General features: G+C 47.5%; 16 protein-coding genes. All 16 read right to left on the bottom strand.

All coding sequences use genetic code 11. From position 1 onward, the window contains the following. Positions 1-7: 7 nt before the first annotated feature. Positions 8-511 (bottom strand): hypothetical protein, encoded by a 504-nt coding sequence (locus VGA08_02940; protein ID HEX9679550.1) that lies wholly within the window; start codon positions 509-511, stop codon positions 8-10. Between the two features lie 108 nt (positions 512-619). Next, positions 620-898 (bottom strand): winged helix-turn-helix domain-containing protein, encoded by a 279-nt coding sequence (locus tag VGA08_02935; protein HEX9679549.1) that lies wholly within the window; start codon positions 896-898, stop codon positions 620-622. 73 nt (positions 899-971) lie between these two features. Next, positions 972-1,424: a DUF192 domain-containing protein gene (locus VGA08_02930; GenBank protein ID HEX9679548.1), complete on the bottom strand. Its 453-nt coding sequence runs from the start codon at positions 1,422-1,424 to the stop codon at positions 972-974. Next, the gene (gene rimK / locus VGA08_02925) at positions 1,417-2,319 is read right to left on the bottom strand and encodes a 30S ribosomal protein S6--L-glutamate ligase (GenBank protein HEX9679547.1); all 903 of its coding nucleotides are present in this window, start codon (positions 2,317-2,319) and stop codon (positions 1,417-1,419) included. Before rimK ends, VGA08_02930 begins: the two co-directional genes overlap by 8 nt. Beyond that, positions 2,316-2,768 carry a RimK/LysX family protein gene (locus VGA08_02920; protein HEX9679546.1) on the bottom strand — a complete coding sequence of 151 codons (453 nt, stop codon included), beginning with the start codon at positions 2,766-2,768 and terminating at the stop codon, positions 2,316-2,318. The genes rimK and VGA08_02920 overlap by 4 nt, the downstream gene beginning before the upstream one ends. Next, a complete protein-coding gene (locus tag VGA08_02915; protein ID HEX9679545.1) occupies positions 2,765-3,727 on the bottom strand; it encodes a hypothetical protein in 963 nt (320 codons plus the stop codon). The genes VGA08_02920 and VGA08_02915 overlap by 4 nt, the downstream gene beginning before the upstream one ends. A 322-nt stretch (positions 3,728-4,049) precedes the next feature. Next, entirely contained in the window at positions 4,050-5,540 is a 1,491-nt protein-coding gene (locus VGA08_02910) for a hypothetical protein (GenBank protein HEX9679544.1), read from the bottom strand. 46 nt (positions 5,541-5,586) lie between these two features. Continuing rightward, positions 5,587-6,687: a molecular chaperone DnaJ gene (dnaJ, locus tag VGA08_02905; GenBank protein HEX9679543.1), complete on the bottom strand. Its 1,101-nt coding sequence runs from the start codon at positions 6,685-6,687 to the stop codon at positions 5,587-5,589. After that, positions 6,680-7,075, bottom strand: coding sequence for a four helix bundle protein (locus VGA08_02900; GenBank protein HEX9679542.1), 396 nt, complete (start codon positions 7,073-7,075; stop codon positions 6,680-6,682). Before VGA08_02900 ends, dnaJ begins: the two co-directional genes overlap by 8 nt. A gap of 26 nt (positions 7,076-7,101) precedes the next feature. Then, positions 7,102-9,009 carry a molecular chaperone DnaK gene (dnaK, locus tag VGA08_02895; protein HEX9679541.1) on the bottom strand — a complete coding sequence of 636 codons (1,908 nt, stop codon included), beginning with the start codon at positions 9,007-9,009 and terminating at the stop codon, positions 7,102-7,104. A gap of 3 nt (positions 9,010-9,012) precedes the next feature. After that, positions 9,013-9,198, bottom strand: coding sequence for a hypothetical protein (locus VGA08_02890; GenBank protein HEX9679540.1), 186 nt, complete (start codon positions 9,196-9,198; stop codon positions 9,013-9,015). Then, on the bottom strand, positions 9,198-9,677 hold the full coding sequence (locus tag VGA08_02885; protein HEX9679539.1) for a nucleotide exchange factor GrpE: 480 nt from the start codon (positions 9,675-9,677) through the stop codon (positions 9,198-9,200). Before VGA08_02885 ends, VGA08_02890 begins: the two co-directional genes overlap by 1 nt. Before the next feature lies 1 nt (position 9,678). Continuing rightward, positions 9,679-10,386, bottom strand: coding sequence for a transcriptional regulator (locus tag VGA08_02880; protein HEX9679538.1), 708 nt, complete (start codon positions 10,384-10,386; stop codon positions 9,679-9,681). A gap of 118 nt (positions 10,387-10,504) precedes the next feature. After that, on the bottom strand, positions 10,505-11,218 hold the full coding sequence (locus tag VGA08_02875; protein ID HEX9679537.1) for a hypothetical protein: 714 nt from the start codon (positions 11,216-11,218) through the stop codon (positions 10,505-10,507). A gap of 31 nt (positions 11,219-11,249) precedes the next feature. Beyond that, complete coding sequence (lepA, locus tag VGA08_02870) at positions 11,250-13,031, bottom strand: translation elongation factor 4 (protein HEX9679536.1); 1,782 nt, start codon at positions 13,029-13,031, stop codon at positions 11,250-11,252. A gap of 22 nt (positions 13,032-13,053) precedes the next feature. Continuing rightward, complete coding sequence (gene murJ, locus VGA08_02865) at positions 13,054-14,658, bottom strand: murein biosynthesis integral membrane protein MurJ (protein HEX9679535.1); 1,605 nt, start codon at positions 14,656-14,658, stop codon at positions 13,054-13,056. Positions 14,659-14,709: the final 51 nt, after the last annotated feature.

Genomic DNA, 14,709 nt, shown 5'->3' with positions numbered 1-14,709 from the left:
CTCAAGTTCAATCCGATAGATTCTTACGCCTCTTGGCTTTTTTCCTTAACTTTTGCTCGTGTACCATCAAGTCGAATATTGCAATTACGGCGGCACCAACCACAATAGACGTCCTAAAATACTCGATCTGTGAAAATACATAGGACTCATCATCAAGTCGCTGTTGTAAATCGAAAGGCAAATTTCTAATAATCAATACGGTGGCTAACAGGCTCATAAAGATTGCCGGAAAGATATGCTCAAAGAACCGACCGCGTTGAAATCGACGAAACCGATAAAGAATTAGGACAGTTGGCAGCATGGTTAGGCTAATGGCCGCAATTGAGTTAAGAGGCCATGATGTACTTATGCCTGACCTAACTAGTAGGGACGCGATGCTGTCAGTTGTGAGGTCGGCCAGTGTAAATCCGATACCTAAGGCCAGCGTAGCCAGTGCGATATTAGTTCTTAAGTAAAGGGCGACTAAAACCACCAGTCCGTTTATTGCTAAAATCGCCGCGTCAATGCTCATGCACAGCCTATGATATGCCAAACCGGTGGAGAAAAAAAGCGATAACTCCAAGTCGTCCTTAGTTTGAATTCATAGGGGCATTCTATAGAATGCCCCTATGAATTAATCTCACGAAATCAGCTTTGACAAGTTAGTTAGTACTTTTTGACCAAAGGGTGAAACCGATTGAATAGATTGGTTATTAACCGGGGATTTAGTGATTAAACCAGCGCTCGCCAGTTTAGTTAGGTGCTGAGCTGTACTTTTATACGAAAAATCTAACTCGTCTGCCAGTTGCATAACTGATTTATTAGGATAATCAGCGATGAAGTTAAACAGGGAGAGTCGACGATGGTTGGCCAGTGCTTTAAATACCCTCACATAAGACGTTAGTTTAGTTTGTTCCATAGGGGCATTCTATAGAATGCCCCTATGGAATGCAATATATAAGGGTTGCCGTCTTAGCCGTAAACGGGAAATGCTACAAAGAAAATTCTACATCAGAACCAGGAAGCCAGCCGTTAGCAGCACTAACACCGGCATAGACTTCTAGTACGTATTTAACCTCTGACGGAGGTGAAAACACTATCGGGTAGCTATCGGGTCCGATAGAAGGTGTAATCGCCACAATCTTCATATCTTCGCTAATCCAAACGAAATCAATCGGGATGAGCATATCTTTCATCCAAAACTGAGGAATGTTTGGTTGTTCAAAGATAAATAACATACCCTCATCACCGAGCAAAGACTCTCGGCCACTCAGCCCCTGGATAATTTCCTCCGGCTCATCGGCCACATCCAGCCTGATAATACTATCCTCAATTCTAAGATTGGATCCGATTGGTTTCAATTGATTATAGATAATATAACCGCCCGCTAAGACTAGCGCTAGGCCAATCAATAAATGCCAAGTTCTTCTTGGTTTTCTACGCACCCACCTTGTCCTTTTTGAGCTTACGTTTAGCATTAACCTCGATGTATTCGATAATTTTTTTAGCGATGTTGCGACCAGTAACGGTTTCGATTCCCTGAAGCCCAGGTGAAGAGTTTACCTCCAAAACCAACGGACCGCGTTTACTTCTAACCATATCGACACCACAGATTGACAAACCCATCGCCTGCGCAGCCTTCAGGGCTGTTTTCCGCTCTTCTTCGGTCAACTTTACCTTTTTGCCCTCACCACCCTGGTGGAGATTGCTTCGAAAGTCGTCCGTTAAACTCTGCCGTTGCATGCTGGCCACCACCCGACCGCCAACTACTAGAGCCCTGATGTCGCTCCCGGCCGATTCTTCGATAAACTCCTGGAGCAAAATTGACACCTGCTCCACGTAAAAAGCCTGGATGACTGATTTGGCTGCTTTTTTGGTCTCGGCCAGCACTACACCGCGGCCGTGCGTACCTCGTGCAACCTTGACAATCATCGGGGCGCCGATTTGTTCGACTAAGTCATCTACTTCGCTGGTTTCACGGCTAAAGATTGTCCGTGGAATCCCGACGCCAGTTCTGCTCAACAGCTGCAGACTGCGTAATTTATCACGTGATCGCTGAATGGCGATTGATTTAGCCGTCGTGTAAACGCCCATCATCTCGAATTGGCGGACGATAGCTGAACCGTAGGTAGTAATACTGGCCCCAATTCTCGGGATAATCACATCAATCCCGCTGATGTCCTCTCCTCGATATCTTACGTCGGGCGTGTCTTGTTCAATTTCTACATAGCATTCGGCATGATTGACAACTTGGGCAGTGTGACCAGCTTTTTTGATTTCTTCAACCAGACGTTTGGTAGTGTAATTATCCCGCCCGCGAGATAAAATCGCAATTTTCATAAATTTCGCTCCTCTTCGTCACCTGGCAAGCCGGTACCTAGATCGACATCAACCAAGAATTGTTTGGTTAAAAACTGACGCCCCAACAGCAATGGGTAACGTAAACCCTTACGATTCGTCAACGTAATTCTGGATCGCACAACCCTACCATTTAATTCTATATCTGTATAGAGTACAAAACGCTGGCTAACTCCGTGTGAGCTAGTGACTTCGGTGGTGGTATAGTCGCTGGTAGCTAGAATTGCACCGCTATAGAGTGGGTTGTCTGGGTGAAACAATGTGAATTCCAACACTTTCTGACCGTTTTTCTCCAACTCTACTACTTTTGAACAGTCAATCGAACTACTATAGGCGCCTGTATCCACTTTGGCTGGCAGGCCCGACACGCCGAATTCCGGCAGGTTAACTTGTGCTGCTCGACCCAAAACTTGCTTAGTAAGATTTTTCATAGAGCCCTTTCCGCATACCATTTTGTCGCATTAACTAGAAAATCAACATAGGCATTTTGATAAAACGTAGCTGGCTCGCCCTGGGAGAGGCTAACTACACCAGGTTTATCGTTTAATTCAAAAAGTCGATATCCTCTATTAGTCAGCCCAAGATCGATTGAGTACAGGCGCCAGGGGGAGATGGACGACAACCTATTATCTATTGACTTAGTGAGTGATAAGACGTCTCTCGGCAACGAGTCTACAGCTATCAGCCAGTTATTGCCGCCATAGCCTGTATTAGACTTAAGACCGCCGCGAGGTGGGGTACGGATCTTACCCAAAATAGGCTGGTTGTTGGCCATGATAACTCTCAAATCATGGCGACCCTCGACTAGACCAGGAATACCCCCAGATGTATCGACAAATTCCTGAGCTTGGACAGGCCAAACCCATTTATTACTTAACACATCCTCCTTAAGACCGATCTCTACTGTCTGGCCTGAATTACCATAAAAACCCTTGACCACCACCGAATCGCCTGCGAGTTTATCCAACGCGACCGCCAACTCGGATTTGTTTTTTGCTACAAACGTGGTGGGTTGTAGATCGCTAAATAATTCATATGTTCTTTGTTTATTGGCTGCGATTTCAATAATTTCTGAGTTGTTTAAAGTAGAAGCTCGCTCATCAAACTTAAGCTCATCCTTGACTAGAATGAGATTCGGCTCAACCGCCCCAGCCGGTAAAAATTTTGGGCTCAGGCGTTTTTCAAAAACTACTTGCCAATGACGCGAAAACTGATTCCCGCTAACATATGTCGACTGCCCCATCAAAATTGCCAGTTGAATGCCCTTTTGCAGCAGTTTTTTATAGAGCTCAAAATGGGCTAGTTCATAATGCGGCGCTTTAAATTCGAAATAGTCAATATTGCGTCGCTCGCGGAATATGCCTAATGTCGGATTGCCTCGGTTCTTCATGCGACTAAGCTTAAACTAATGTATTTAAAAAACTAAACTTCCTAAGCGCCAATCACATCATACGACTAGAGTTCTCAGTCAGAATTTTTGGTTGGTACGCTCGAGTTCGCTTAAGATTTTGGCTTGTTTTTTACTTAAGCGTTTAAGAATTTCTACTTTGATACTAACAATTTGGTCGCCGCTGTCTGCACCGGTGTCGTTTTAGCAACAACCCCTTCGGCGGGGATGCCGAACTCGGGGAACCAGACTCGCTCTAACCAACCCAATTTGCTCACCCTATTCATGGACATCGTTGTATCTGTTTTCAAATCTAATCACCGAACTAACGTATCGGGGTGGCATGTAAATATTTTGAAGCAACTCGTCGATGATCGGGGCGTGTAGGGTCAATTTTTGCTCGCCTTTCGAGATTATGCTCTTCCAGGCGCTTTTCTTCAGACAACTTCATGTCATTATCCCACTTCCTGAACACTTTTACTTGGCCTAAGTAATATGACAGGACGTCTTTGGTAAATATTACCCCCGGTGTTTTACCATCTGTGCCTCGGTATATACGCATGAGGCTGTTGTAAGTCGATTCCATAACCTTGCGTTGTTCTGTTTCTATATTGTCTGCTGTAATTTTGCCCTCTAAAAAACTATCAATTAAATTCATTAAACACACTAGATCAAATGTTGCGCCAAATGTACGACCAGTCCTGTCACCGTCAAGCCCCAGAGCAAGTCCGCCGTGAAGGAAATACAAGAAAGCACTGTTCTGATTAATAATTTCCCCCTTAATCAAACCCTCATTGGCCCTACCATTTCCCTCTTCCCAATCAAGATAACCGTTGCAGCCAGTACCCCCAAGAACTGCTACGCCAGAGCTGTCGCCGTTTACGCGCCGTATAACATGCTCATCAATTTCGTGACTATTTATTACGCTGTCAAACTGGCTTAATGTCATTTCGCTAGTTTCGGGAACATTAACCATCATATCCGTTTGGGACGTGTCGATATTGCTCGCTGTGGTAATTTTAGCACCCCACCCAGTGGCGCCCCCTGCTATAAGAGCTATCCTGGTTGCAATGACAATATTATGAGCATCAAGTTTACCCTCATCAGATAAACCAACTTCGCCATTTTCTATGGCACGAGTAACTGCTTCTCGGGCTGGAGTAAGCCGCTCATCCAAGCGATCCTTATACCAAGCTAGTGTTTCTGGTCTTGGTTGATAAGGTTTCTCGATTGGCAGGTCTTTTGGAAACTCATCTGAAATACGACGCCATGCTGATATAATTTGATCAGGCACGTCACTCCTGTGTTCAACCTCTTTGAGCAGCGATAATCTATAGCCGAGTATTCCCCGCCAGTGGTTTACTTCTGGTACACCATAGACTTCGCGCATATTTTCACCTAGTTGATATGAAATGTTCGCATATTGTTCTGAGCCAACTTCAGTTTGGCTCTGTAATTTGGTGAGGATGAGTATGCCGACTTCGTGAATGCGATTCGTTATATTCTCACGTGCTAGAGTATTTTCCTCATTTGTCATATCGAGTAAAGATACTTCTTCTAAAATAGCCGTGAGCTCATCGCGCTTGATTAATAAATCGTCGAGATCAATAGACTCGTAACTAAAATCTGGAGCTTCAGGTGAATTACCTTGCAGAGCTTTGGCTATAAAATCGGCTTTTACGAGCTTAGCAGCCTCACCCTTTTGATTAAAATATTGATAGGTTTCAAGGGTAGAAAAAGGATGCGCAGCAAAACGCTCTAGTATTTCACTATTTTGTAATATATCTGTTTTGCTCGCAGAAAAGTGTTCTGACATAAGTATATTATAGCACCGTTAAGAATATTAATCAAGTACATGTGTCCTATCGCCAGAGTTTGTGACCGCCATTTTCAAACCCTCTTAGAGCTTCTTGCTGTTTCTTGCTGAGTTTTTTGGGTATTTCAACTTTAATACTGACAATTTGGTCGCCGCGGCCACCCCCGCGGATGTGAGGGACGCCGAGTCCTTTAAGTCTAAAATCCGTACCCGGTTGGGTACCAGACGGAACTTTAAGGGTTTTAGGGCCTTCTACGGTGTCAACTTTCAGTTCGGTACCTAACGTCGCGTCAACCATTGAGATTGTCTCTTCGCTCAATACAAGATCGCCCTCGCGGGTAAACTTTTTGTGGGGCTTAACCTTTATATGAACGAACAAATCACCTCTAGAACCATTGGCAACCGCATCGCCATACTCACGTAGCCTGATTGTGGCACCATCGTCAATGCCGGGCGGAATCTTGATATTTACATCCTTGTGCTCGCGTTCAACGCCGGCACCCTTACAAATTGTACAAACCTTTTCCGGTATCTGGCCCCGGCCTTTGCAAGTCGGGCAAACCTGAGCTTGGCGGATTTGACCCAATATGGTGTTATGGACTTGGGTGACTTGACCCGAGCCGCTGCAAGTTGAGCATTCTTTCATCGAGTGCCCCGGTTCAACTGTAGTGCCATGACAATGTGAGCAGGCTTCATCAACGGACATGTAAAGCTCTTTGTCTGTGCCAAAAATTGCCTCTTCGAAAGTGAGTGTTACCTCTTCTTCCAAATCCCGCCCGCGCCTGGTGCCAGCTCGATCACGACTGCCAAATCCGGTTCCAAAAAAACTCTCAAAAATATCGCCAAGGCCTAAATCGCCAAAATCAAAATTAACCCTCTGACCCTGGCCGCCAAAACCGCCAAAACCCCCGCCGTCGCTAGCGGCGCTAGAACCGACTCCGGCGTGACCGAACTGGTCGTAGCGCTGGCGCTTATCCGGATTGCTCAATATCTGGTAGGCTTCGTTCAGTTCTTTAAATTTGTCCTCCGAGCCACCTTCTTTATCAGGATGAAGCTGGACTGCCAGACGCCGGTAAGCTTTTTTGATTTCATCAGCACTAGCGCCTTTGGCGACTCCCAAAACTTCGTAGTAATCGCGTTTAGACATGTAACGTATCTCGTAGTTCGGAGTTCGTAGTTCGCAAGCTCCACATCAACCCGTTTATAAGCTTCTGCGACCGTACTGACATCTCAGCAAGTGTATTAAACCGACTGCTCTCCAAAACCCCTATGTCTCTGGCGGTAATTAACTTATCCTGCAACTCAGTGAGAGACCCACGTGCTATGTCATAGAAACGAAGCTTCTCTTTTACAGAAATTCTCCCGAAACCTTCGGCGATGTTTGAACCAACGGACACAGCCGAGCGCTGGATTTGTGTTGACAACCCGAAATCATATTCTTTGGGGAAGGATCGTATTTCCTTTAATACAGCAATCCGAAGCTGATGAACAACCTGCCAAGCCTCAAGGTCAGTAAATTTTCTGATTTTCTTCATACAAGTTACGAGCTACCATATACCAACTACGAATCGACTACTTCGCCCTCGACGGCGTCGTCTCCCTTTTTCTTGGACTTAGTATCCTTCTTTTCATCGGCTTTGTCAGCCTCTTCGTCCTTTTTGGCATCAGCTGCTTCGTACAGTTTGGCGCCGATCGGCATGATTTTGTCGTTAAGTCCCTTAGCAGCTTTCTCCAGCGCTTCCTTGTCGTCGGCCGACTCGTGCTTCTTGGCCTCAACAATAGCTTCATCGATAACTTGCTTATCTTCGTCGCTTAACTTGTCTTTGTAGTCATCTTTCATTTTTTCAGCGGAGTAGATTGCCGTTGAAAGCAAGTTCTTAGCGTCAATCGCGGCCCGTTTTCTTTTGTCTTCCTCGGCGTGTTCTTCGGCTTCTTTTTGGGCCTTTTCAATCGCCTCTTTGTCGAGGTTCCCCGAGTCTTTGATTGTGATTGATTGTTCTTTACCTGACGCTTTGTCTTTAGCGGTAACGTTTAAAATTCCATTCGCGTCAATATTAAAGCTGACTTCGACTTGCGGCACGCCTCTGGGGGCCGGTGCGATTCCGTCTAGTACAAACCGGCCGAGCGTGTTGTTGTCAGCTGACATTTCCCGCTCACCTTGAAGCACGTGGACTTCGACTTGCGGCTGGTTGTCAGCTGCCGTTGAAAATACTTCGGACTTGCTGGTCGGAATAGTGGTATTGCGGTCAATCAGCTTGGTCATAACGCCACCTAGCGTCTCAATCCCTAAACTTAATGGAGTAACGTCTAGCAGCAGCACATCTTTAACGTCGCCCGCCAGAACGCCACCTTGGATGGCAGCACCGATGGCGACAACTTCGTCCGGATTTACGCCTTGTTCAGGGTCCTGGCCAAATAGTTCCTTGACCTTGGCTTGAACGGCCGGCATCCGGGTCATACCGCCAACTAGAATCACTTTGTTGATGTCTTTGGCGGTTAGTTTGGCGTCTTTGAGGGCATCCTTGACCGGCTTTTCAACCTTTTTGATAAGACTGGCTACCAACGACTCGAGTGTCGCCCGGCTAAGTTTGAGCTCAAAGTGTTTGGGACCGTTTTCGTCAGCCGTCAAAAACGGTAGGTTAATGTCAACTTCAGTTGTAGTCGAGAGTTCTTTTTTAGCTTTTTCGGCCTCTTCCTTGAGGCGTTGCATAGCCGATTTATCGTCCTTAAGATCGATACCACTGTTTTTCTTAAATTCGGCGAGCAGATGGTTCACCACGGCCATATCAAAGTCTTCGCCCCCTAGATGGGTATCACCATTAGTGCTTTTAACTTCAAAAACGCCGTCGCCGAGTTCCAGAATTGAAACGTCAAAAGTACCGCCGCCGAGGTCAAAAACCGCAATTTTTTCATCGCCTGCCTTATCCAACCCGTAGGCTAGCGCGGCGGCCGTAGGCTCGTTTATGATGCGCTTGACCTCCAAACCGGCAATCTTACCGGCGTCTTTAGTGGCTTGGCGCTGCGAATCGTCAAAATAGGCTGGCACCGTAATGACAGCTTCGGTCACATCGCTACCAAGGTAGGCCTCGGCGTCGGCTTTGATTTTGCTAAGTATCATAGCGGAGATCTCTTCCGAGCTGTAGTCTTTATCGCCTAGTCTGACTTTAACGCCGCTTTTACCGCTCTTAACGATCTTATACGGCATCAAATCGATATCCTTTTGAACTTCCTTGTCTTCAAACCGGCGCCCGATCAACCGCTTGACCCCAAAGATAGTATTTTCGGGATTGGTCACCCGTTGGCGCTTGGCCACCTCGCCCACTAAGCGCTCCTTGCCTTTATTAATGGCGACGACGCTCGGGGTAGTGCGGTTGCCTTCTTTATTGGTAATGATTTCCGGCTTGCCGCCTTCCATAACGGCCATGGCCGAGTTTGTCGTACCTAAATCGATTCCTAGAACTTTACCCATTGCCTAATTCTCCTTGCCTTCGTATTTCTTACGAGCTGCGTTAATGATAATTTTTTCTAGTTCACCAGTGTCTTCAAGGGCATCGGCTGGATCAGTTGGTCGCTCTGATAATCTGTCAATCACCGGTTGATCTAGTGTCTGGCGAACATCCTCGATAGCCTCATAGTACCTTGGGTCGGCGCTTTCCATTACTTACCCCTCTTAACTTTAACTATCGCGTGACGAATGACCTCGCCGTCCATGGTATAGCCGGGTTGAAGCTCCTCCACCACTGTTTCTTTATGGCCAGTACCGTCTTCTAGCTCAATGGCCTCGTGCAAGTTGGGATCAAACGGTTGGGCAATCGAGTTAATCTTTTCAACACCCACACCCTTAAGCGAATCCTGCAACTGCTTGGCGATCGACTTAACACCCTGAGCCCACTCGTTACTTTTAAGCTCTGGTGGAAGATGCGAAAGAGCGCGTTCGATATTATCAATTATCGGTAATAACGACATGACAGCTGACTCCCGGCCAAACTGAACTGAGCGATGCTTGTCGACCTCGGCCCTTTGCTTATAGTTGATGAAGTCAGCGCGGGCTCGCTGGAGATCGTCAGTCAATTCCGCAACCTTGGCTTCAAGCTGGGCGACGGGACTGGATCTGGTGAGTTTGGTCGATTTCTTCATTCTAATTGAGAACGGTTTCTAACATCCGACCGGTGTGTCTAACCAGGTTAATAACTGTCCGGTAATCCTGTCTGGTCGGGCCTAGAACCCCGATATAACTTTCATCAGAGTAAGGTGATCTAAACCGAGAGATGATTAGCGTACAGCCGCTGTTTTTACCAATCGGGTTTTCCCGCCCGATATAAACGCTTAGGGGCTGGTTAAGTCCGGCTTCTTTCAGCCAGGGCTCAAGGTTATCTAGCAAGCTGGCGACCTCTCGAGCCGAAGTGAAGTTCATCAGTTCAGGCTGGTCAAACAAGCTGGCAAAACCTCTAACATAAAGCGACGGCCCAATGGTCGCCAGGCCAACGTTTTGTGTCAGTTCAACCAGTGAACGGACAGCCGATCTAATAGCTTGATCCGGTTCACCAGCATTTCTAACTCTGGTATCAATCGCTCTCGCACTGCGATTGATGGTCGGGGCACCAACCTTGTCTTGTTCGCCTAAACTGTTAACAAACCAGCGGTAGCCTTGGTCGGTCGGAATACGGCCAGCGCTAGTATGCGGATGGGTAACATAGCCCATTTCCTCCAGCTTGGCCATTTCGGCCCGAATTGTAGCGGAAGAGGCGTTAAAGAGCTTAGCCAGGGTCACGGACCCGACTGGAGACATAACTTCGGCATACTGCTCAACGATGGCCGCAAGGATGGCGGCTTGGCGCTCGGTCACTAAACTATCACTCTCCTAGCTTAAGTGCTAATAACTGTAATTATAGCCGGTTTGGCACTCACAAGTCAAGAGTGCTAAACAATTCTCTCTGGCGACTTTTTGGTCCGCCTTCAACCGCTTATGAATTCAGCTGCTGTTTTAATTCGCCCAATACATGCCAGGCGTGTTCCAGCCTGGTGTCGTCGGCGCCACCCTGCTGAATCCGATCTGATTCAGCGTAATCCCTAACGTCGGCGCTGGCCTGCTTGATATCGGTATTTATAACGAATCGAAAATAGCCGGCACTAAGCGCCTTTTCCAGCCAGGTTTGGGCATCTTCTAGTCGCCGGTGCAAGGCTTCCTGGTCTTCGCCCGAACCACGTTCTGCCAGCCGCCGCATCCACTCTTCATAACTGGGTGGCAAAATAAACACAGCTTTTGTGTTGGAATTTAAATCAATATACGTCTTCACGCCGTAAACATCGATATCGGTTACGCCTATGCTGCCCTCTTCCTGTATCCGCTTAAGTTCAGCCAGGCTGGTGGCCGATATATACTCGCCATAAATCGCCTCAGCTTCAACAAAACGTTGCTCATCAATCATTTTCTCCATCTCTTTAAGTCCGATGAAGTAGTAGTCACGGCCGTTAACCTCGCCAGTCCGGGGTTGTCTCGTAGTATGAGAAACGATGTAGGTATAGCTGGGATCTTTGACCAGTTCTTTGATAATCGCGTCTTTGCCAGAGCCAGCCGGACCGGCTACCAGCAACAATTTAGTGCCGGACGTGACCTGCCTAGCCGTGTCAGTCGGTAGATATTCTTTTGCCTTTCGTATCAGCTCATCGGATAACATTGGCTGTTCCTTATACCCTTGCAATATAATACTAGTCTTTTTTGAGCATAACCATGAAAGTTTCGGGGGGAATGTCGACTTTACCGAATTTTTTCATCCTGGCTTTACCCTTGGCTTGTTTGGCCCACAATTTTTTCTTGCGTGAGACGTCACCGCCGTAGAGGTGGCCCGTGACATTTTTCTTTAACGGCGAAATGTCCTCTCTCGCAATAATTTTGCCGCCGATGGCAATTTGTAAGCTAACCTCAAATAGTTGACGCGGAATAATATCCTTGAGTCGCTTGACCATGTTTTTGCCGATAGCATCGGCCTCGGACCGGTGAGCCATGACACTGAGCGCATCAACGCGCTCACCGGCTATCAACACGTCTAGCCTGACTAGATCCTCTCGCCGATAATCCTTTAATTCATAACTAAATGATCCGTATCCGCTAGTCGCACTCTTCAAGTTATCGAAAAAATCCGTTAGCACGCCGGTTAGTGGTGATTCAAATTTAATTATTGCCAATCGGTCATCGATATAATCGATATGGTTTTGTTGCCCGCGGGCGTTTACAACCAGTTGGATAACCTGTCCTATGTAGTCTTTCGGCGTAACGATCTCGCCTTCAATCCAAGGTTCCTTGATAAATTCGATGGCGCTGGTATCGGGCAAGTCGGCGGCGTTTTTTATTGTTATTTCCGCACCAGTCGTCAACTTTAACTGATAATCGGTCGATGGATTGGTAATTACCAGTTCCAAACCATACTCTCGCTCCAGGCGCGCCTGCACGATCTCCATGTGCAACAAACCCAAAAAGCCGACCCTAAAACCAGAGCCCAAGACTTGAGAGTTTTCAAGCGAGAATTGTAAGGCCGCGTCGTTTAGGGCCAGTTTTTCCAGCGCGTCTTTTAGCGCTTGGTAGTCAGCGCTGCTGGCAGGAAAAAGTCCGGCGTAGACAAATGGCCTAACTTCTTGATAGCCCGGTAGGGCCAACTCGGCCGGTTGGGCTTTGCGTGTCACGGTATCGCCAACCCTGGCTTGATCAACGCTTCTTAAATTAGTCACGATGTAGCCGATTTCACCACTTGAAAGTTTCGCTTCCGCTCTCAATTCCGGAGTTAGCCGGCCAACTTCCAACGCCTGGGCCAAAGCGCCAGTCGCCAGCATTTTCAATTCGTCATTTTTTGATACTGCGCCGTCAACCAGCCGAACGTACAAGATCACACCGCGATATTCGTTAAACTGAGAATCAAAAATCAAGCCGCGGGTCGGCTGGGACGGCTGGCCAGTTGGCGGCGGCACTCGTTTAATGACTGCTTCCAGAATCTGATCTACACCGGCTCCCGTCTTAGCTGAAACTTCTAAAACATCTTCTTTACGGCAATTAAGTAATGTCATAAGTTCAGCCGTTACCCGTGCGCTTTCCGCCGCCGGCAGATCGATTTTGTTGATCACCGGGATGATGACCAAATCGGCCGCCAGCGCCAGATAAACGTTAGCCAAGGTTTGAGCTTGGATCCCCTGGGTTGCGTCTACTACCAGCAAGGCCCCCTCGCAAGCCGCTAAACTACGCGAAACCTCATAACTAAAGTCAACGTGACCGGGTGTATCGATCAGATTAAGCTCGTAGCCCATATGCTGCATCCGGACCGGCTGGAGCTTGATGGTGATGCCTTTTTCCCGCTCTAAGTCCATCTGGTCAAGCAACTGGTCTTTCATTAGCCGTCGTTCGACCGTCCCGGTTAATTCAAGTAGCCGATCCGCCAGCGTACTTTTGCCGTGATCTATGTGGGCGATGATACAAAAATTGCGAATCTGCCTTTGATCCATTCGACAAATTGTATCAGAGGACTCAAATGGTTCTGACAGGTTTGAATAAAAAGTCTTTAATCCGACTAATTACCGGCCTAGACTCTTTGATGCCGAACAGGTGACTAAACAGGACATAAAAGCTAAATGATACCAGCACGATAAGTCCGAACTTCGGCCCCAAGGCGAAGAAACCGACATCGCTGGCCCGAAGCGGTAATACGTACGCGATCGTCAGGTAGGTAATAAAAGCCGTCAGACCACTGGCCGATATCATCCTTAGTAAACCGTCGACCAGATCGCTGGTTATCAGGCCTTTGACCCGTCGAACCTGGACGACGATCAGCAGAATGGCCTCAAAAGCAGCGGCGATTGACTGGGCTAGGGCCAACCCAAAAATACCGTAGGCCGAAGGCCGCGCTAAGAAAATAGCTAGGGCAATATTCAGCCCGATGGCCACTAAAGAAATATACAGCGGAGTTTTTGTGTCTTGCTGGGCGTAGTAACTACGGGTAAAAAGGTGGAAAATGCTTCTAAATGCGATGGCGATAACCAAAATACCTAACAGCGCGGAAATCGTCGGGTTACCATCGGCTACCAGCAGCCTCACGAGATAACCCCGCCCGAAGTATGCAATCACGGCCGTCGGTAACACCAGCCAAACTATCGCCCGAAGCACAGCCGTGAGATCTTTTTTAAATAAATCAGTGCGGTTTTGGGCCAGTCGCTCACTCAAGCGCGGAAAGGCAGCGGTTGAAATTGCCACGCCGATTAAGGTTATCGGCACCATGTGGAGCGTAAAGGCCGTTTGGTAGGCCGTGATAGCTCCCTCCTTGAGACGGGAAGCTAGGTTAGTCTCGACCATGATGTTGATATAGTCGACACCTTGATCCAGCGAGCGAGCCGGTAGAAGCGACAGCACTTTCTTAAATCCGAGGTTCTTCCAGTTTATTGTCGGTGAGTAGCTATAACCCGATCCAACCATACCAACTATGCTTGTGATCAGCTGGATGAATGAGCCGATTAAAACGCCGATAGCTACACCGATAATTCCAACGTTGGGAGCAATAAATAAAATTCCAAAGATAATACCGATGTTATATAGCGATGGTGCCAGCGCGTAGAAAAAGAACCGGCCAACGGCCTGCTGGATACTCGTCAACACGCTGGAGACAGCAAACAACAACGGGTTTAAGGCAATTAAGCGCATCATGTCCACCGCTAAGGCTTGGGTCGACGGATCGAGTCCTGGCGCAACGACATAGCGGACTAGCCCATCAGCAAAGATAATAATAAATATGCTGGTAAAGCCGGTAATAATCGCCATCAAGTTAAGCAGACTATTTGATAGCTGCCAGGCTGATCGCCAATTACCCGCCGCTGCTCGTCGGGCAAAAACCGGGATAAAAGTCACGCTCAATGCGCCGGACACTAGTAGCATGAACATAAAGTCCGGCACGGTAAAAGCCGCTTTATAGGCGTCGACTTCCGAACTAATACCGAAATTGGTCAACAACAAGCGCTCTCTCAGTAATCCAAGCAAGCTCGAGACCAAGGTCGAAGCCGCCAGGATTGTCGCCGCCGTAGCTACCGAAAATTGTGAGTTAGCCCGGTTAAGTAGTCTTTTAACTGGATTTTTCGTTTGCATATTCCTAAAGCTAGTATACGAGAGTAAACGCCTTTTGAAATAGCTTGTTAC

The sequence above is a fragment of the Candidatus Saccharimonadales bacterium genome (genome assembly GCA_036397795.1).
Lineage (GTDB): Bacteria > Patescibacteriota > Saccharimonadia > Saccharimonadales > DASWIF01 > DASWIF01.
This window is presented reverse-complemented; position numbering and strand designations above follow the sequence as displayed.